Raw genomic sequence first — 19,022 nt, 5'->3', positions numbered from 1 at the left:
TCTGTGACAGGACCCACCTGATCCCGTAAGGGTTTAGCCAGACAACGGGCCACTGCCGGGGAAGCGAACGATGGCAATCGACGACAAAACCAGAACAGAGCTCGAGGCGGCGGCCTTCCGGCGCCTGGTCGAGCATCTGCGGACGCGGACGGACGTCCAGAACATCGATTTGATGAATCTGGCGGGCTTCTGCCGCAACTGCCTGTCCAATTGGCTCAAGGACGCTGCGGATGCCAAAGGCGTCGCCTTGAGCAAGGACGAGAGCCGGGAGGCCATCTACGGCATGCCCTATGAGACCTGGAAGTCGAAACACCAGGGCACGGCCACGCCCGAGCAACTCGAGGCGATGAAGAAGGTTCATCCCGGTCACTGAATTCGCCTGACCGTCCAGATCGCTCCTCCCGGCGCGCGAGCTCTGAGTCGTGCGCAACGCAACCGGATTCTTGCCTCGGTGCACGAAAGTGTGGGCGCGCTGTGGACGAGCGCGATGCTGCCTTGAATGCGAGGGACGCCAACTCTAAGGGTCTAACCAGCACGCGCGGTGACGATGCCGGCGTCACCTCGTTTTGCCAGTTTCATTTGGGAGTACCAAGATGGCCACCTCCGCCGCCGTTCGCGACGACGAGCCCGCGACGAAATTTGCCAAGGACCAGCTCAAATCCATCATCGAGCGCATCGAGCGGCTGGAGGAGGAGAAGAAGGCGATTTCCGACGACATCCGCGACGTCTATGCCGAGAGCAAGGGCAACGGCTACGACGTCAAGGCGCTGCGCACCATCGTGCGCATGCGCAAGCAGGATCCCAACGAGCGCGCCGAAGCCGAGACGATCCTCGAAACCTACCTGCAGGCGCTGGGCATGATCTGAGGCGCCACGCCGGTTGGCGTTGCAGCGCACCAAGCTTGGGCAAAATCTCGTCGTCTGCTAGAGTGCTCGGTGAGAGGACCGAGCAATGGACGTGCCCGGACCAGAGCGCAGGCTCGCCGCGGTTCTCGCGACTGACATGGTCGGCTTTAGCCGGCTCATGGAGGTCGACGAGGCGGGTACCCTTGCGCGCCTCAAGACCCATCGGGTCGAGCTCATCGATCCAGCCATTGCCAAAAATCGTGGTCGCATCATCAAGACGACCGGCGACGGGATGCTCGCCGAATTCCACAGCGTCGTCGATGCCGTGCTATGTGCCGCCGAGGTTCAGCGCCGCATGGCACGGCGCAATGCCGACGTCCCGCCGCCGCGATGGATACAATTCCGCATCGGCATCAATCTGGGCGATGTAATCGTCGATCAAAATGACATCTTCGGCGACGGCGTCAACGTCGCAGCCCGACTTGAAGCCCTGGCCGAGCCCGGAGGAATCTGCGTTTCAGGCGCGGTGCGCGATCAGGTCGGCGACCGCTTGGACGGAGTTCAATTCGACGATCTCGGCGAACAGAGCGTCAAAAACATCGCCCGCCCGATCCGCGTCTTCCGCGTTCGGCTGGCGGAGGGGCCTGCAAGCCTGCCCGATGGAGCAAAGGCTGCCGATATGCCACGGGGTATCTCGAAGAAGCCGTCCATCGCAGTGCTGCCGTTCGCCAACATGAGTGGCGATCCCGAACAGGAGTTCTTCGCGGACGGTCTTACTGAAGACATCATTACGGAGCTTTCGCGCTTCCACGACCTGCTTGTCATCTCCCGCAACTCCGCCTTCGTCTACAAGGGCAAAGCCGTAAAGGTCCAGGACATCGGCCGTGAGTTCGGTGTCGACTACGTCATTGAGGGCAGCGTGCGGAAGGCCGGGGGGCGCGTCCGCGTCACCGTGCAGCTGATCGATGCGGAAACCGACCGCCATATCTGGGCCGAACGCTACGACCGCGAGCTCCAGGATATTTTTGCCATCCAGGACGAGATGACCCGCGCAATCGCCGCGACGCTACCGGGTCGCGTGGAAGCAGCAACGCACGACCGCACCAAGCGCAAGCCGACCGATAACATGGCCGCCTATGAATGCGTGCTGGCGGCAAAGCTCCTGCATCACCGCTCGACGCGCGAAGACAACGCTCAGGCGCAGATGCTGCTTAACCGGGCGCTGGCGATGGATCCGAACTACGCCCACGCCCACGCGTGGAAGGCATGCGTGCTCGGCCAGTGCTGGATCTATGGTTGGTGCGCTGATCGCGATGCGACATTTGAACAGGTGGCTTCGGAACTCGAGACCGCGTTGGCGCTCGATGACAATGATGCGGACGTGCACCGGATCCTCGCCGCGCTCAATCTGACGCGCCACGATTACGAAAGAGCCACGTATCATCAGGAGCGCGCGCTCGCCCTCAACCCGAATTACGATCTAGTAGTCGTGCAGCAGGGAGAGCTTCTGACCTGGCTGGGTCTGCCTGAGGAAGGCATCGACTGGATCAAGAAAGCGATGCGTCTCAACCCTTATCATCCCGAGCGTTTCTGGAGCCATCTGGGCCGCGCTTATTATTGCGCGGAGAAATACGCCGATGCCGCTGAGGCCTTTTCAAGGATCACACGAGCCGACTATACCCATCACGCGTTCCTCGCGGCGACATTCGCGCAGATGAACAATGCCGTCGCGGCTGGAGCTCACGCTGCCGAGGTTCTGAAGCGCGAACCAGGATTCTCGGTGGCAGCCCATCTTGCAACCCTGCACTACAAGCGCGAAGTGGACCGCCAGCGCCATGAAGCTGGCCTCATCAGGGCCGGCCTGCCGGCATAATCAATTCGAGTGGGAAAGAAGGCAGGGGACCGCTTTGCGGGCCCCGAGCTCTCAGCGCAGCGCCGCCGTGCGCACGACGAAGGACGTCGTCTCGAGCTTCGCAGTCGCGGTGCCCGAGAAACTGTCGCAGGACAGGCCCTGCATTGGATCGTCGACAAAGCCCATCGCGATCACGGACTGCGGCTTGACGAAATAGGCGCGCATCGCCGCCGTGTCGAGCTCGCCCATCAGCGTGACCGACATCGAGCGGCTGGCGCTGGGCGACAGCATCACGATCTTGAGCCAGATGCTCTCGCCCTTGGCCGCGGAGAGCCGGGTCGCGGTTGCGACCATGCCGTCGATGCGCTTGCCGACCACCGTGTTGATCTCGGTCGCGGGCGCGAGGTTGCGGGACGCGGGGCGGGCGGAGCGCGGGATCGGCGCGGAGGCGGCGACCACGTTGGCGCGGTCGACCGGCGAGGCGGAGGCCGGTGCGTAGGCCAGCGCCTGATAGGCCGACGACGATACGCTTGCGGTCGGCTGCGGGTCGGTGGCGAGTGCCTGGCGCGCCTTCAGCGCGGCGACCTGCGCGGGCGTTGCCTGCTGCGGCGTGGCCGGGAAATCCCAGAAGCCGCGGGCATTGATGATGTCTGCCGGCGTCTCCGGCTTGGCGGCAGCCGGCTTGTCAGCCACGGGCTTCGGCTTGGGCGCCGCAACGATTTGCGTATCCGCCGAGGCGAGCTGGAGCGTAGCGGCGACTGGCTTGGCGCGCGGCGTCGGCACCGGATCGGAGGACTTGGCTGCGGCTGCGACCACGGTCGGCGCGGACGGTTTGGCGGCCGCGGCGGGGCCGCCCTCGTCATCCTCGTCGCTGCTGCTGGCAGCCGGAGCCGACTTGCCCTTGAACAGCGCGGCGAAGAAATTCGGCTTGCTGCCGGCGTCCTCGCCATTGCCGCGCCGCTCGATGTCGGCCTTGGCGAACTCATAGCCCTTCAGCGGCGTGCCGTCGGTCGGGACATGGACCGTGCGGCCGTCCGGGAAGACGCGGGCAAGCTGGTCATGCGTCATGCGCGGCCAGTGCCGGATGCTGCCGGTGTCGAGATGCACGAAGGGCGAGCCGGAGGTCGGATAGAAGCCGACCCCGCCGCGCTGCAGCCGCAGGCCGGCGAAGCGGATCTGCTCCAGCGGCACGCCCGGAATGTAGAAGTCCATCGCATGTCCCAGCATGTGCTGGCTGAAGCGCGCGACGCCCGAGGAGCGGCGGCGGAGCATGGCGTTGGTGGCGGGGGAACGGTAGGAGGAGATGATCTGGATCGGCTGTTTGCCGTCGACGTCGCGATAGACTTCCCAGAGGATGTCGAAGAGGTGACGGTCCATGACCGTCTCGTCCTGGGTGCGCCAGTCGCGCAGGAAATGATTGAGCTGCTTCAGCGCCGCTTCGTCGAAGCGCCCGTCGCGCTTGAAGGTGACGGTGAGATCTTCGCCGGAATGGGTGTGGTGGAAGGAGAGCGTCTTGGTCTCGTTCAGCGCGGCGGCATCGTGAACTGAACCCGCTGCAGCAAACAGCAATACGGATGCGAGGCCGATCCGCGATCCAGCCTTCACGCCCACATGGGACAACGACAGCACAGCGAATTGGCGTGCGAGACCAGTCAGCACGTTAGAGCCCACCCAGTCGACCAGCGTTCAAAATGGACTCTCCCGCCAACCCCGTTAGCGCGCGAAAGAGGATGAACGCTTTGTTAAAGCGAGAAGGTTAATTTGAGGTTGACCTTCCCGCCCCCAAACCAAGTCAGAACGCAAACCTAACCGGTTGAGTGTGGCAAAAAAACGCCCGCTGCCTGAGTTCGGGTGGAGAATGTTTAACGTTAAGCGAACGCATCCAGAGGATGAGGTCGCTGTTTTGATTGAAGAATTTCAGAAGCAGCGATCAAGAGGCCTCAGCGGGTGAACACCCGCTGCTGCTGCGGACGGCGGCCAATCGGAGCCGGCGGCGGGGTCGGCGCCCCGAACAGCCGCTCGAAGAAGTTCAGACCGGACGAGCCGCCGCCATTGTTGGCTATCGCCACGCCGGACGGCAGCGTCGTCGCCGGGCGCGAATAGCTCGGCTGGGAGCGAGCTACGACGTTCTCGAGATCCTTGCCGCGGCCGTTCTTCAGGATGTTGATCATGGTCGCGTCGCGGCCATAGACGTCCTTGCGGAATTGCAGCTTGCCGCCATCGTCCACGAACGCGGTCTGGTAGGTGATGTTGACCGGGATCGGCGTCGGGAATTTCAGGTCGATCTCGCTCTTGCCGTACATGCTGCGCACGCGCTCCGGCGTGTACTTCTCGTTCGGCATGGCGATGTTGAGTAGAACGGACGCGTACTGATCCGGATTCTGTACACGCATGCAGCCATGGCTGAAGGCGCGTTCGTCCCGCGCGAACAGGTTCTTGTCCGGCGTGTCGTGCTGATAGACCAGGAACTTGTTCGGGAAGTTGAAGCGGATGCGGCCGAGGGCGTTCGCCTCACCCGGTGGCTGCGAGATGTGCACCGAACCGTCGCGATTCTGTTCGAGCTTGAGGCCCATGCGCTGAAGCACGGTCGGGTCCTGCTGAAGCGCCGGCAGATATTCGTTGTAGACGATCGAGGGCGGCACGTTCCAGGTCGGGTTGACCGTGATGTACTTCATCGTCTCGGTGAGGAGCGGCGTGGCGTGCTGGCCCGGCTTGCCGGTGACGACGCGGGTGGTCCAGACCTGCTGGCCCCGCTGCATCACCTTCAGCGTATAGTCCGGAATGTTGAGGATGACATAAGCGTCGCCCAGCGCAGGCACGCCGAGGTCGCGCGGCAGCCAGCGCCAGCGCTCCATGTTCACGAGCACAACGTCGATCTGCTTGTCGCGCTTCGGGCTGTTCAGCGCCTTGACCGTCTTGTCGTCGAGGATGCCGGTCGGCTTGATCTCGGCGCCGTCCTGGAATTTCCGCACGGCCTCTGCGACCGTGGCGTCATAGCGGGTGTCGCTGGCATTCTCGGCGATGCCGAGCTTGGCGCGGAGCTGCGGCACGCGCGGATCTTCCACGACGATCTCAGCCTGCTTCTTGCCGCGAGCCGGCGTGTATTTCATTGCGGGGCCGTCGGCGATCTCGATCACCGGGCCGTCGGTCTGGCCGCGCAGCTGTGCGAGCTTCGCCTTGAGTTCTTTGTAGAGCTTCTGCGGCGGATTGTAGCTGTCGAGCGCCGCGGAGGCATCGGTCGCGGTCGTGACCTTGGCGAGCACGTCGTTCGGGTCGACCGGATGCTCGGGATAAAGGATGTCGGCGCTGACTTGGGACCAGTGCATGCGGCCGCTCTGGGCCTGGCGTGCATAGTCGAACATGCTGGCGGTGAGCTTCAGCTCGGCATCGGCGAGGGCATCGGGCGTCGTAGCGGCGGCGAAATCCGGCACCGGATAGTCGGCGGGATTGAGGCCATCGGAGGCCGCATCCTTCAGCCGGGCGATCACGCCCTTGGCCGCAGCGGTGAGGCTGCCGCCCTGGGTCCAGACCGGCGCGTAGTCGCGCGCACCGTAAAACTTCTCGACGGCGGCGCGTTCGTTCTTGCGGTCGAAATGGCGCGAGGTCTTGGCGCCGATGATGTCCTTGAGCTTGTCGGCGACAGGCTGATCGGCGGCGGGAACGTTGCTCGCGGCCTTCAGCGGTTCGGACGCCGGGGTCGCTGTGGCGGCGGCAGGGGCCGCCGGAGTCGCCGGCGCCGTTGCAGTGTCAGCTTTGGCGGGCTCGGACTTTGCGGGTTCGGTCTTTGAAGGTTCGGTTTTGGCCGTTTCGCTCTTCGGCGCTTCGGTCGCGGGCGCGGTCGCGACGTCGGAGGGCTTGGTCTCGACCTTGTCCACTGTCGGCGCGGCTTCCGCCTTCACCGGCTCCTTCGCGGAGTCCTGAACCGTGGCGGTGGTGTCGAGCTTGATATCGGCTGCGCTCGGAGGCGGGACGTTTGCGGGCTCGGGGCGCGGGATCGCGGCTTCGATCGCGAGCTCGGCGGCGCTGCTGCGCGCCTGATCCTGCGCCAGGGCTGAGCCGCCCGACACCGTGAGGAAGGTCGCCGCGACCGCCATCAAGACGCGGTCAAAGCCTGCACGGTGGTTCAAACAGTCACGCATTGTGTCACACCCCTTGGGTGAACCGCCCCTGGTGGAACGGCTTTGTTATGTCTTTTCAGCTTCGGCTAAACCGCGCCGGCCTCTCGCAAGTTGCACGCCTGCACGCAACGATTCTTACGCAGACGATATACAGGCCCCGTTTTTGCAGCCAGCGTTACCCGGGACAACTCACGACAAACTGACTTCAAGAAAGCCCCTTTGCAACGGATAGTGCGCTTCTGCCACGCGCTTTTCCCTTTGTCTGTCACTTCCAGGTCACGGTTCGAATCGCAGTCGAATTCTTTCGTCATGCGAAGGGTTTAAGGCGACATCGCGCGATCGGGCAGTCGGCCGTTGGCAACGCGGCTCAGTGCGTCTCCTCGCTGCTTTTGCCGCCATGTCCGGGCACGTCGGCTTCATCGAGTTTTCGGTAGAGCGTGGACCGGCCGATTTTGAGGCGGCGGGCGACCTCCGACATCTGTCCGCGGTAATGCGAGATCGCAAAGCGGATGATCTCGTTCTCCATCTCCTCCAGCGGACGGACATCGCCGGTCGCGGTCAGCATGGCCAGGTTTCCTGCCGAGGGTAGGGGTGCAATCGGTATTTCATTACCCGAGACCAGCGAGGGCGCCGCAATCGGCTCGAGCATCAGCGGCGCGGTCGGAATCTCGGTTGCCACGTGCTGATGCGAGGCGAGCAGCGGAAAATCGTCGAGGCCGAGCTGGTCGCCGTCGCTCATCACCACCGCGCGGTAGACCGCGTTTTCGAGCTGGCGGATATTGCCCGGCCAGTCGAGCTGCGAAAGATGCGCCACCGCCTCGCCGCTGATGCCTGCGATGGCGCGGTTTTCTTCGGCGGCAAAGCGCGCCAGGAAATGCCGCAGGAGATGCGGAATGTCCTCGCGGCGGGCCCGCAGCGAGGGAATTGTCATCGGCAGCACGTGCAGACGATAAAACAAATCCTCGCGGAAATGGCCCTGCTTCACCCGCTCCAAAAGCTTGCGGTTGGTTGCCGAGATGATGCGGACATCGACTTTGACGGGCTTGCGGCCGCCGACCGCCTCCACCGCGCCCTCCTGGAGCGCGCGGAGCAGCTTGACCTGCGCGGTCAGGGGCAGCTCGCTGACCTCGTCCAGAAACAGCGTGCCGCCATGGGCTTCGACGAACTTGCCCATGTGCCGTTCGGTGGCGCCGGTGAAGGCACCTTTCTCGTGGCCGAACAGGATCGACTCGACGAGGTTGTCGGGAATCGCGCCGCAATTGACCGCAACGAACGGCTTTGCCTTGCGCTCGCCGCTGCCGTGGATGGCGCGCGCGAACATTTCCTTGCCGACGCCGGACTCGCCCTCGATCAGCACCGGTATCGACGAGCCCGCCGCCTTCTGCGCGGTCCGCATCACGCTCGCCATCGCCTCGGCGCGCGTGACGATGTCGGAGAAGGTCAGCCGTCCCTCGCGGCTGTGACGGATGCGCTGCAATTCACCCTTGAGCGCGGAGGCGTTAAGCGCATTGCGAAGCGACACCTGGAGCCGCTCCATGCCCACCGGCTTGACCACGAAATCGGCGGCACCCGCGCGCATCGCCGAGATCACGTTATCGATGCCGCCATGGGCGGTCTGCACGATCACGGGAATGGTCAGTCCGGCTTCGCGGATCTTCGCCAGCACGCCCATGCCGTCGAGGCCAGGCATCACCAGATCGAGCACCATGGCATCGATGGCGGGCGCGTCGGGGGCGGTGAGGATGGCAATCGCGGCGTCGCCCGAGTCCACGACGACCGTCTCATAGCCGCATTTCTGCACCATGTTCTCGACCAGCCGGCGGGCTACAGCGTCGTCATCGGCGATCAAAATACTGGCAGCCATGGTGTTCCCCGCACGCTACTACTATCTGTCTCGAATCGGGGCACTCTGGCCGAAGCCGATTAACGCACTCTTAAACCTTGATGGCCCCGCCCGCCGCCGCGATTGTTGAACACAGGTTTCCCACACAATGAATTCGCGCTCCAAATCCGCTCGTAATAAATCCGCTCGTACCAAGCCCGCCCTCGGCAAGCCGACCACCAAGAACTCCGCTGGCAAATCCCCTCCCAAGGCAAATTCCTCCAGGCCTGCGAGCAAGACCGCCAAGCTTCCGGAGTGGAACCTCGCCGATCTCTATTCCGGGATCGATGCTCCGGAAGTGGCGCGCGATCTCGAAAGGATGGACGCCGATTGCGTCGCGTTCGAGACGGACTACAGGGGCAAGCTCGCGACAGGAACAGCAAACGAAGATGGCGGAAAATGGCTCGCGCAGGCCGTGCGGCGCTATGAGTTGATCGACGATCTCGCCGGCCGTCTCGGCTCCTATGCCGGTCTGGTCCATGCCGGCGACAGCGTTGACCCTGCGATTTCAAAGTTTTACGGCGACGTCTCCGAGCGTCTGACGGCTGCGTCCACCCACCTTCTGTTCTTCGCGCTCGAACTCAATCGCATCGATGACGATATTTTGACCGGCGCAATGCAGGCGCCGGAGCTGGCGCATTACCGTCCCTGGATCGAGGATTTGCGCAAGGAGAAGCCGTACCAGCTCGACGACGAGCTCGAGCAGCTTTTCCTGGAGAAGGCGCAGACCGCCTATTCCGCCTGGAACAGGCTGTTCGACCAGACCATCTCGGGTCTTCGCTTCAAGATCGGCGCAAAGGAGCTGGCGATCGAGCCGACGTTGAATCTGCTGCAGGACCGCGACGGCGCCAAGCGCAGGAGCGCGGCGCAAGCGCTGGGAAAAACCTTCAAGGCCAATGAGCGCACCTTCGCGCTGATCACCAACACCCTCGCCAAGGACAAGGACATTTCCGACCGCTGGCGCGGCTTCAAGGACGTCGCGGATTCCCGGCATCTGAACAACCGCGTCGAGCGCGAGGTTGTGGATGCGCTGGTCGCCTCCGTGCGCGCAGCCTACCCAAAACTGTCCCACCGCTACTACGCGCTTAAGGCGCGCTGGTTCAAGAAGAAGCGGCTCGCCCATTGGGACCGCAATGCGCCGCTGCCCTTTGCCGCGACCGGCACTATCGCCTGGCCCGAGGCGCGCAGCATGGTGCTATCGGCCTATCGCGGCTTCTCGCCTGACATGGCCGACATCGCCGAGCGCTTCTTCACCGACCGCTGGATCGATGCGCCGGTGCGCCCGGGCAAGGTGCCGGGCGCCTTCTCGCATCCGACCACGCCGTCGGCGCACCCCTATGTGCTGATGAACTATCAGGGCAAGCCGCGCGACGTGATGACGCTCGCCCACGAGCTCGGCCACGGCGTGCACCAGGTGCTGGCGGCGAAAAACGGTGCGCTGATGGCGCCGACGCCGCTGACGCTGGCGGAGACTGCGAGCGTATTCGGCGAGATGCTCACGTTCAAACGGCTCCTGGCGCAGACCAAAAATGCAAGGCAGCGCCAGGCCCTGCTCGCCGGCAAGGTCGAGGACATGATCAACACCGTGGTGCGGCAGATCGCGTTCTATTCGTTCGAGCGCGCGGTCCACACCGAGCGCAAGAACGGCGAGCTCACCGCGACGCGGCTCGGCGAGATCTGGCTCTCGGTGCAAGGCGAGAGCCTGGGGCCTGCGATCGAGATCAAGGCGGGCTACGAGAACTACTGGATGTACATCCCGCACTTCATCCACTCGCCGTTCTACGTCTACGCCTATGCCTTCGGTGATTGTCTCGTGAACTCGCTCTATGCCGTCTACGAGAACGCGGCCGAAGGCTTTGCCGAACGCTATCTCGGCATGCTCGCAGCCGGCGGCACCAAGCATTATTCCGAGCTGCTGCGTCCGTTCGGGCTGGATGCCAAAGACCCAAAATTCTGGGATGGCGGTCTTTCGGTCATTGCCGGCATGATCGACGAGCTCGAGGCGATGGGCTGATGCCGCGCATTCCTCGGAGCGCGTGGCTTTCGACCTGATGTCTGGGTACCGGCTGCTCAGCGGAGCTACGCCGGATAGAAGCGCAAGCTGCGTCTTGGCGCATTCATGCCGAACGGGGGCGTTGCGAATATTTGTAGCGCTGTGAGTTCCAATCCGCGCCTCCACGCTCCCTGGCGGTCCTCGCGATCGTCTTGATATTTGCTACGTGGGATTGAACGTTCGCGCGGCCCGCAAGACTAACCTTGATAGATTGCGGATATAATTTTCAACTATTGATTGTGGATCGGTCGATTTTGCCTGGGGAGATGCCCATGCGCGATCAAGGGCCCGCCGCGCCAGTTCCCGAAGCACGAAATACTGCAGCGGTCGATGAGGAGACGCCCTGGTGCGAGAAGCACCATCAAATCGTCCGCGACGAGATCGCGGCAATCAACACGCGGCGTGAGCCGGAACGGCGCCTCGATCCCGCTACCCTGGAGCCTTGCCAGTTGCTCGACGTCGTCGGGCTCGCGTTGTCCGGCGGCGGCATCCGCTCGTCGGCCCTTTGCCTCGGCGTGCTACAAGCCTTGAATCACCACAACCTGATCGGGCGGATCGACTATCTCTCCACGGTGTCGGGTGGCGGCTATATCGGCACTTCGCTCAGCGCGACCATGACGGCGGCAGGGCGGTTTGTATTCGGTGAAAGGCCGGTCGCAGGTACCGTAACCGCTGCCGAAATCAGCGACACGCCTTCGGTCGGACATCTCCGCAACTATTCCAACTATCTGATTCCCGCCGGCGCACGCGATCTTCTGACCGGATTTGCGATTGTCGTGCGCGGCTTGGTGGCCAATATCGGGCTGACGTTGCCCATCGTGCTACTGCTTGCCGCCGTCACCATATGGTCGACGCCGTTGCGCAGTTGCCTGACGGTCGCGAACGTCTTTGGTATCGGCCTCAACGATCGCAAATTGTGCGAATTGCATGATTTTGGCAGCATCGATCGTTACGGCTTCAGCGCCTTTGGCGCGGCCGCGGCGCTGGTGCTGCTTCTCTGCGGCGGGCTGACCTATTTGAGCTCCCGTGCCGTTCGCGGCAACGGCCCCAGCATCGTGTGCGCCTACCTTGCCGGTATAGCCTTGCTGCTCGGCGTCGCCTGCGACTTTGCACGGTTTCTCAAGGTCCAGCACTTTGCGCTGACCCTGGCCATCGCTGTCATCGGGGTCGTCCTGTTCTTCGGATGGGCACTCAAGCAGTCGTTCGCGAGCCCGGGAAAGCGGCAGGAATTTCGCTCGCATTGGCCGAGTATGGGCGCGACCTTTCTGGTGCTGCTGGCGGCGATCGCCTTCTTCGAATTTCAGCCGTTCATGCTGGAGCAGATGTTTGATGTTGCCGAGAGCAACGCAATCGGCGGACCGGCTGCCGCTGTTGCAATCACCTGGATCAAGTCGCTCGCGGCAGCCGCTGCGCCAATCGGCATCATCGTCACCGCATTCAGGCAGCAGTTCGCTGAACTGCTGAAAGGCAACAGCGTATCTTCGCAATGGGGATCGCTGGTGCTCGCGGTCGTCGCCAAGGTGGCGCTTTGGATTGCGGGCCTCGCACTTCCGCTCATCATCTGGGTCGCATACCTCTATTTGTCGTATTGGGGCATCGCCAACGACTTGTTCGAGAGGTGCCCGTCGGCTCTGGGGGCTACCTCCCAAAGAGAGTGCCTGGTCAACGCCAGATCGAATACGCCGTCCGGGAGTTTGGCAGGCAAGATCCAGTTCGATGCCAGCAAGGGTACCCTGTCAGCCGAGATTACGCCGCAGGCCGCGCCGCCGGTCGTGGCCGATACCGAGCGGTTGACACCCACTTGGCATGCCCCGGCATGGCTCGAATTCCTGGCCCAGAAGGCGGGGCATCTGGTTCAGGCCCGCATTCCCAGTCTGTTCCAGGGTTCGGCCTCGGAACTCAGCTACTCGTTCAGTCTTCCGATGGTGATCCTCTACACGTTTGCCGGGCTCCTGCTGTTTGCCATCTCGTTCTGCCTGACGCCGAATGCGAACTCGCTGCATCGGCTCTATCGCGATCGGCTGAGCAAGGCTTTCCTGTTCGATCCGACTCGTTCGGCCGACGGTGGCATCGCCCGGGCCGAAGCCAGCCTCGATCAGGGGCGTGATTTCAGGACGCTCGATCGCATGAAGCTGACCGATCTCTACGCCGCTCCGACCGAGACCGCCCGTATTCCGGGGCAGCCGGCAACGCCGACGTTGCGCGGGCCGTATCAACTCATCAATACGGCGCTAAATATTCAAGGCTCGGACTTTGCCAACCGGCGTGGCCGCAACGCGGACTTCTTCATGTTCTCCGCCCTGAACGTCGGTAGCGAGGCAACGGGCTATGCATCCACCGGCTTGCTGCAGGACGATGAGCAAAGTCTCGACCTTGCGACGGCAATGGCGATTTCCGGCGCGGCGGCTTCCTCGAACATGGGCTCGAACTCGATCAAGGCGCTGACACCCACGCTCGCGCTTCTCAACGTACGGCTGGGCTACTGGCTGAAGAACCCGCGTTACGTCGACGCGCGCGTGCGGCCGCAGCGCCGCTCCACACCGCTTTATTTCTGGTCCGAAATCTCGGGGCGGCTGTACGAGAATAGCGACAGTGTCTACCTGACGGACGGCGGCCACATCGAAAATCTTGGCGTCTACGAGCTGTTGCGCCGCCGCTGCAAGGTGATCATTGCGGTGGATGCGGAAGCCGATGCGCCGATGAATTTCGGTTCGCTGATGACGCTGCAGCGCTACGCCCGCATTGATCTCGGCGTCCGGATCGACTTGCCATGGACGCCGATTCGCGAACGCACTCGCGCGCTGATGGCGCGCAATGCCGACAAGGCCGGCGATCCGTCGTCTCCTCCCGATGTGGACGGCGACGCTCCGCAAGACCACGTTCACGTCGCAATCGGCTGCATCGATTACGGGGGAGAGGAGAAGGGCTATCTCGTCTATGTCAAATCTTCGCTCACCAGGGATGAGAACGACTACATCCGGGACTACGCGCGGCGGAATGATCGCTTTCCGCACGAGACCACCGGCGATCAGTTCTTCTCGGAGGAGCAGTTCGAGGTCTATCGTGCGCTTGGTTTCCACATGACCCATGGCTTCCTCGCCGGCGACCATCCCGTCGCGGTCGGTCCCGGTACGGCGCCGCGCACGGCGCGGTTCACCGAGGCGGGCGAGAAGGCGATCGACGAGGTTCGCCGTTCCCTGGGCTGGCCGGTCGTCGAGCGGCCCACGATGATGGCGGGGACGATCGCCGGGCTGGATCAGGGGTAGGCTGGCGGTAAAACATTTGTTGAACGGTTTGGCGAGGTGTGTTATACATATGTATAATATGCTGGTTGGACCCTGGCCATGAAGATCGAGATCAAGAAGATCGGCAATTCGGATGGTCTGCTGTTGCCCCGGGAGTTGATGCAGCGGCTCGACCTCAAGCGCGGACAGCAATTGCACATTGTGGAATTGCCCAGCGGGGGCTTTCAGGCCGTGCCGTACGATCCTGATTTCGAGCGAACGATGGAAATCGCCGACGAGGTGATGGACAAGTATCGCGATACACTCGCTGCGCTCGCCAAATAATCGGCTCTGGCATGAGCGATCCTCAGGCGCCGCTCTGGATCACCTACGAGCAGGCTGTCGCGCTTCACGCTCGACAACTCCGCCGTTTCGGCGGAGCGCCGGGATTGCGCGACGAAGGCATGTTGCGCTCGGCGCTGGATCGACCGATCAACAAATGGCGCGACGAGCAGGCGCCGCTGGACGAGCTTGCCGCCGCCTATGCATTTGGGCTCGCAAAAAATCACGCATTCGTCGATGGAAACAAGCGCATTGTTTTCATGGCGATGATGGTCTTTCTGCGCAAGAACGGCGTGGCGTTCAGTCCCGATCCGGCAGAAGCGACAATCATCATGCTTTCCCTCGCCGCCGGCGAAGTCAGCGAGCAGAGCCTTGCGCGCTGGATCCGCGACAATTGGAATTCCAAATGACCTGATTTGCGGGAAAACCGCTCATTGGTGCCGTTGCCCTGCCCGAAGGTTTGCGGTATTGCCAGCCGGGAATTGACTTTCGACTGGGGACATCCATGGCTGACCATAGCGAAGTGGCGTACACCACCGCCGACGGCAATGACTACGTTGCCCACGAGCAGACCTATGAGGGCTTCATCAAGCTGGTGAAGTACGGCACGGCCTCGGTCGCGCTCATCGTGATCCTGATGGCGATCTTCCTGACCTGATCCATCGCCGGCCGCACCGCCAATGCCGGCGGTGCCCAGAAAATTTGCACACAAGCCGGTTCTAAAACCGGTATCCAACGTTGCGGGAGTAACGCTAAGTTCGCGTGCGCGCTTTTTCCCGCGTCGCCGGAGGGCCTATGAAGATCGCCGTTGCCAAGGAAATCGATCCGTCGGAGCCGCGGGTCGCCGCTTCGCCTGATACGGTGAAGAAGTTTAAGGCGTTGGGCGCCGAGATCGTGATCGAGCCGGGTGCCGGCCTGAAGTCGGGCCTGCCGGATTCCGAATTCACCGCGGCGGGCGCCACCGTCAGCGCGGATGCGCTGAAGGACGCCGACATCATCATCAAGGTGAAGCGCCCCGAGGCCTCCGAGCTCGCGCAGTACAAGCGCGGCGCGCTCGTCATCGCCATCATGGATCCCTATGGCAACGAGGCCGCGCTGAAGACGATGGCCGACGCCGGCATCTCGGCCTTCGCGATGGAATTGATGCCGCGCATCACGCGCGCGCAGGTGATGGACGTGCTGTCCTCGCAGGCGAACCTCGCCGGCTACCGCGCCGTGATCGAGGGCGCCGAAGCCTTCGGCCGTGCCTTCCCGATGATGATGACGGCGGCCGGTACCATTCCCGCCGCCAAGGTGTTCGTGATGGGCGTCGGAGTCGCTGGCCTGCAGGCGATCGCGACTGCGCGTCGCCTCGGCGCCGTCGTCACCGCGACTGACGTGCGCCCCGCGACCAAGGAGCAGGTGGAATCGCTGGGCGCAAAATTCCTTGCCGTCGAGGACGAAGAGTTCAAGAACGCGCAGACCGCCGGCGGCTACGCCAAGGAAATGTCCAAGGAGTACCAGGCCAAGCAGGCCGCGCTCACCGCCGAGCACATCAAGAAGCAGGACATCGTGATCACGACCGCGCTGATCCCGGGCCGCCCGGCGCCGAAGCTCGTCTCGGCCGAGATGGTCAAATCGATGAAGCCCGGATCGGTGCTGGTCGATCTCGCCGTCGAGCGCGGCGGCAATGTCGAGGGCGCAAAGCCCGGCGAGGTCGCCGAGCTCGATGGCATCAAGATCGTCGGCTACACCAATGTTGCCGGCCGCGTCGCGGCGTCGGCTTCCAGTCTCTACGCGCGCAACCTGTTCAATTTCATCGAGACCATGGTCGACAAGGCCAGCAAGGCGCTGGCCGTCAATTGGGACGATGAACTCGTCAAAGCGACGGCGCTGACCAGGGACGGCGCTGTCATCCACCCGAACTTCCAGCCGAAAGCCTAGGAGAGCCGCCATGGAGCACATTGCACAGGTCGTCGACCCCTTCGTCTTCCGGCTGTCGATTTTCGTTCTCGCCGTTTTCGTCGGCTATTTCGTGGTGTGGTCGGTGACGCCGGCGTTGCATACGCCGCTGATGAGCGTGACCAACGCGATCTCGTCGGTGATCGTGGTCGGCGCGCTGCTCGCGGTCGGCGTCGGCATGATCTCGAGCGGCTCGGGCTGGGCGCGCGGCTTCGGCTTCATCGCGCTGATCTTCGCCTGTGTGAACATTTTCGGCGGCTTCCTTGTCACCCAGCGCATGCTGGCGATGTACAAGAAGAAAGTGAAGTGAGCGGCGTGCACCTCGGGGTGACGAAGACAATGGGGGACCTGAGATGAACGCCAATCTGGCTGCAGTTCTGTATCTCGTGGCGGGTGTGCTGTTCATCCTGTCACTGCGCGGGCTGTCGAGCCCCGCCTCATCCCGGCAGGGCAATTTCTTCGGCATGATCGGCATGGGAATCGCGGTCGCGACCACGCTGGCCAGCCATCCGCCGGCAGACGGCCTCGCCTGGCTGCTGGTCATCCTCGGCATCGCCATCGGCGGCAGCGTCGGCGCCGTGATTGCGCGCCGGGTGCCGATGACCTCGATGCCGGAACTGGTCGCGGCCTTCCACTCGCTGGTCGGTATGGCCGCAGTCCTGGTCGCCGCCGGCGCGTTCTACGCGCCAGAGGCCTTCGACATCGGCGCGCCCGGCAACATCCATCCGCAGAGCCTGGTCGAGATGTCGCTCGGCGTCGCCATCGGCGCGCTGACGTTCACCGGCTCGGTGATCGCGTTCCTGAAGCTGTCCGCCCGCATGAGCGGCGCGCCGATCATCCTGCCGTTCCGCCATGTCATCAACATTGTGCTGGCGCTGGCGCTGGTGTTCTTCATCGTCGGCCTGGTGCTGTCCGGCAGCGCGCTCGACTTCTGGCTGATCGTCATCCTCGCGCTGGCGCTCGGCGTGCTCATGATCATCCCGATCGGCGGCGCCGACATGCCGGTCGTGATCTCGATGTTGAACTCCTATTCGGGCTGGGCGGCGGCGGGCATCGGCTTCACGCTCGGCAACTCCGCACTGATCATCACCGGCGCGCTGGTCGGATCGTCGGGCGCGATCCTGTCCTACATCATGTGCCACGCGATGAACCGCTCCTTCATCTCGGTCATCCTCGGCGGCTTCGGCGGCGAGACCGCCGCGGCCGGCGGCGCGACCGGTGAGCAGAAGCCGGCCAAGCTCGGCTCGGCGGACGATGCCGCCTTCATCATGAAGAACGCCTCCAAGGTCATCATCGTGCCCGGCTACGGCATGGCGGTGGCGCAGGCCCAGCATGCGCTGCGCGAAATGGGCGACGTCCTGAAGAAGGAAGGGGTCGAGGTGAAGTACGCGATCCACCCGGTCGCGGGCCGCATGCCTGGCCACATGAACGTGCTGCTGGCGGAAGCCAACGTGCCCTATGACGAGGTATTCGAGCTCGAGGACATCAACTCCGAATTCGCGCAGGCCGACATCGCCTTCGTGATCGGCGCCAACGACGTCACCAATCCGGCCGCCGAAGAGGACAAGACCTCGCCGATCTACGGCATGCCGGTGCTCCAGGTCTGGAAGGCCGGCACCGTGATGTTCATCAAGCGCTCGCTCGCCTCGGGCTACGCCGGCATCGACAATCCGCTGTTCTATCGCGACAACACCATGATGCTGCTCGGCGACGCCAAGAAGGTGACCGAGAACATCGTCAAGGCGATGTAGCAGCCGAGGCAGGCGGACCGTGGCCCCTGAACAATGAGTGGCACCGGTCCCATCGCATGCCGCCGAAGGCGACGCGGAAGCAGCGCGTCGCATGGCACGCTGCCCGCGTGGCGGCGTGTGGCTGCCGCGAGATCCCCTTGAGTATCCGGCTCGATGTCATGAAATTGCTGCGGAGCCGTCGCAAGCCCTAAGTCGGGAGCGGGCGACGCAGTCATGATATTCGTGAAATGGATCGTTCTCCTGCTCGTGACCGGCTATCTCGCCGGTCTCACCGTGCTGTATGTCAGGCAGCGCGAGATGCTGTTTCCGATCCCAACCGCCGCGCGTACGACGCCGGCAGCGGCGGGCTTTCCGGAAGCAGAGGAGCATGTCCTGACCTCGTCGGACGGCGAGAAGGTCATCGTCTGGCACGCGCCGGCAAAGCCCGGCCGGTCCGTCGTCCTCTATTTCCACGGCAACGGCGACTCTCTGGCCGGCCTGGTCGGCCGTTTCAAGGCCATCACGGCCGATGGCACCGGCCTCGTCGCGCTGTCCTATCGCGGCTATGCCGGCTCGAGCGGCGCGCCGAGCGAGCAGGGGCTGTTGCTCGATGCTGCGGCCGCCTACGCTTTCACGAGCGCGCGCTACGCGGCGGAACGGATCATCGTCTGGGGCTTTTCGCTCGGGACCGGCGTTGCGGTCGCGGTCGCTTCCGAGCATCCGGTGGGCAAATTGATCCTGGAGGCACCTTACACGTCGGCCGTCGATGTTGCCGCCTCGCTCTACCGGTTCGTTCCGGTCCGCCTGCTCATGCGCGACCCATTCCGTTCCGACGAGCGCGTTGCCCGCGTCACGGTGCCGCTGCTCGTGATGCACGGCACCGATGACCTTGTCATTTCGATCGTGTTCGGAGAGCGTTTGTTCGCGCTCGCGCATGAACCGAAGCAGTTCGTCCGCTTTGCGGGCGGTGGACACGACAATCTCGATTCTTTTGGCGCGATCGAAACGGTGAGGCATTTCATTGTATCCTAGACC

At 63.4% G+C, this 19,022-nt stretch carries 15 protein-coding genes; 12 read left to right on the top strand and 3 right to left on the bottom strand.

Going from position 1 to position 19,022, the window contains the following annotated elements:
• The first annotated feature begins 70 nt into the window (after nt 1-70).
• The 3 genes from IVA82_RS22245 to IVA82_RS22235 all read left to right on the top strand — a co-directional run bounded on the left by IVA82_RS22245 (nt 71) and on the right by IVA82_RS22235 (nt 2,718).
• Nucleotides 71-373, top strand: a complete 303-nt coding sequence (locus IVA82_RS22245; protein WP_247390626.1) for a DUF1244 domain-containing protein — start codon at nt 71-73, stop codon at nt 371-373.
• 220 nt (nt 374-593) lie between these two features.
• On the top strand, nt 594-866 hold the full coding sequence (locus IVA82_RS22240) for a DUF2312 domain-containing protein (RefSeq protein WP_148742927.1): 273 nt from the start codon (nt 594-596) through the stop codon (nt 864-866).
• Nucleotides 867-951: 85 nt separating this feature from the next.
• Nucleotides 952-2,718: an adenylate/guanylate cyclase domain-containing protein gene (locus IVA82_RS22235; RefSeq protein ID WP_247390623.1), complete on the top strand. Its 1,767-nt coding sequence runs from the start codon at nt 952-954 to the stop codon at nt 2,716-2,718.
• A 51-nt stretch (nt 2,719-2,769) separates the two neighbouring features.
• Here IVA82_RS22235 and IVA82_RS22230 read toward each other — a convergent pair whose 3' ends face one another.
• From IVA82_RS22230 to IVA82_RS22220, 3 genes are all read right to left on the bottom strand, one after another.
• Nucleotides 2,770-4,356, bottom strand: coding sequence for a DUF882 domain-containing protein (locus IVA82_RS22230; RefSeq protein WP_247390621.1), 1,587 nt, complete (start codon nt 4,354-4,356; stop codon nt 2,770-2,772).
• Nucleotides 4,357-4,637: 281 nt separating this feature from the next.
• Nucleotides 4,638-6,836, bottom strand: coding sequence for a L,D-transpeptidase family protein (locus IVA82_RS22225; RefSeq protein ID WP_247390612.1), 2,199 nt, complete (start codon nt 6,834-6,836; stop codon nt 4,638-4,640).
• A gap of 346 nt (nt 6,837-7,182) precedes the next feature.
• A complete protein-coding gene (locus IVA82_RS22220) occupies nt 7,183-8,679 on the bottom strand; it encodes a sigma-54 dependent transcriptional regulator (protein WP_247390610.1) in 1,497 nt (498 codons plus the stop codon).
• 127 nt (nt 8,680-8,806) lie between these two features.
• Between IVA82_RS22220 and IVA82_RS22215 the strand changes: the two genes are divergently transcribed.
• The 9 genes from IVA82_RS22215 (at nt 8,807) to IVA82_RS22175 (ending at nt 19,019) form a co-directional block, all read left to right on the top strand.
• A complete protein-coding gene (locus IVA82_RS22215; RefSeq protein WP_247390608.1) occupies nt 8,807-10,711 on the top strand; it encodes a M3 family oligoendopeptidase in 1,905 nt (634 codons plus the stop codon).
• 311 nt (nt 10,712-11,022) lie between these two features.
• Nucleotides 11,023-14,016 (top strand): cell division protein, encoded by a 2,994-nt coding sequence (locus IVA82_RS22210; protein ID WP_247390606.1) that lies wholly within the window; start codon nt 11,023-11,025, stop codon nt 14,014-14,016.
• Nucleotides 14,017-14,094: 78 nt separating this feature from the next.
• Nucleotides 14,095-14,319 carry an AbrB family transcriptional regulator gene (locus IVA82_RS22205; RefSeq protein WP_247390603.1) on the top strand — a complete coding sequence of 75 codons (225 nt, stop codon included), beginning with the start codon at nt 14,095-14,097 and terminating at the stop codon, nt 14,317-14,319.
• An 11-nt stretch (nt 14,320-14,330) separates the two neighbouring features.
• Nucleotides 14,331-14,726: a type II toxin-antitoxin system death-on-curing family toxin gene (locus IVA82_RS22200; RefSeq protein WP_247390601.1), complete on the top strand. Its 396-nt coding sequence runs from the start codon at nt 14,331-14,333 to the stop codon at nt 14,724-14,726.
• 95 nt (nt 14,727-14,821) lie between these two features.
• Entirely contained in the window at nt 14,822-14,974 is a 153-nt protein-coding gene (locus tag IVA82_RS22195; protein ID WP_008136857.1) for an aa3-type cytochrome c oxidase subunit IV, read from the top strand.
• A gap of 137 nt (nt 14,975-15,111) precedes the next feature.
• Nucleotides 15,112-16,239 carry a Re/Si-specific NAD(P)(+) transhydrogenase subunit alpha gene (locus IVA82_RS22190; protein WP_247390599.1) on the top strand — a complete coding sequence of 376 codons (1,128 nt, stop codon included), beginning with the start codon at nt 15,112-15,114 and terminating at the stop codon, nt 16,237-16,239.
• A gap of 10 nt (nt 16,240-16,249) precedes the next feature.
• Complete coding sequence (locus tag IVA82_RS22185) at nt 16,250-16,567, top strand: proton-translocating transhydrogenase family protein (RefSeq protein ID WP_007596278.1); 318 nt, start codon at nt 16,250-16,252, stop codon at nt 16,565-16,567.
• Nucleotides 16,568-16,610: 43 nt separating this feature from the next.
• The gene (locus IVA82_RS22180; RefSeq protein ID WP_247390597.1) at nt 16,611-18,008 is read left to right on the top strand and encodes an NAD(P)(+) transhydrogenase (Re/Si-specific) subunit beta; all 1,398 of its coding nucleotides are present in this window, start codon (nt 16,611-16,613) and stop codon (nt 18,006-18,008) included.
• 213 nt (nt 18,009-18,221) lie between these two features.
• A complete protein-coding gene (locus IVA82_RS22175; RefSeq protein WP_247390595.1) occupies nt 18,222-19,019 on the top strand; it encodes an alpha/beta hydrolase in 798 nt (265 codons plus the stop codon).
• The last annotated feature ends 3 nt before the right edge of the window (nt 19,020-19,022 follow it).

Origin of the sequence: Bradyrhizobium sp. 142 (assembly GCF_023074015.1) — a bacterium.
Classification (GTDB): Bacteria; Pseudomonadota; Alphaproteobacteria; order Rhizobiales; family Xanthobacteraceae; genus Bradyrhizobium.
The sequence above is the reverse complement of the archived record's forward strand: the minus strand, read 5'-3'. Positions and strand labels throughout refer to the sequence as shown.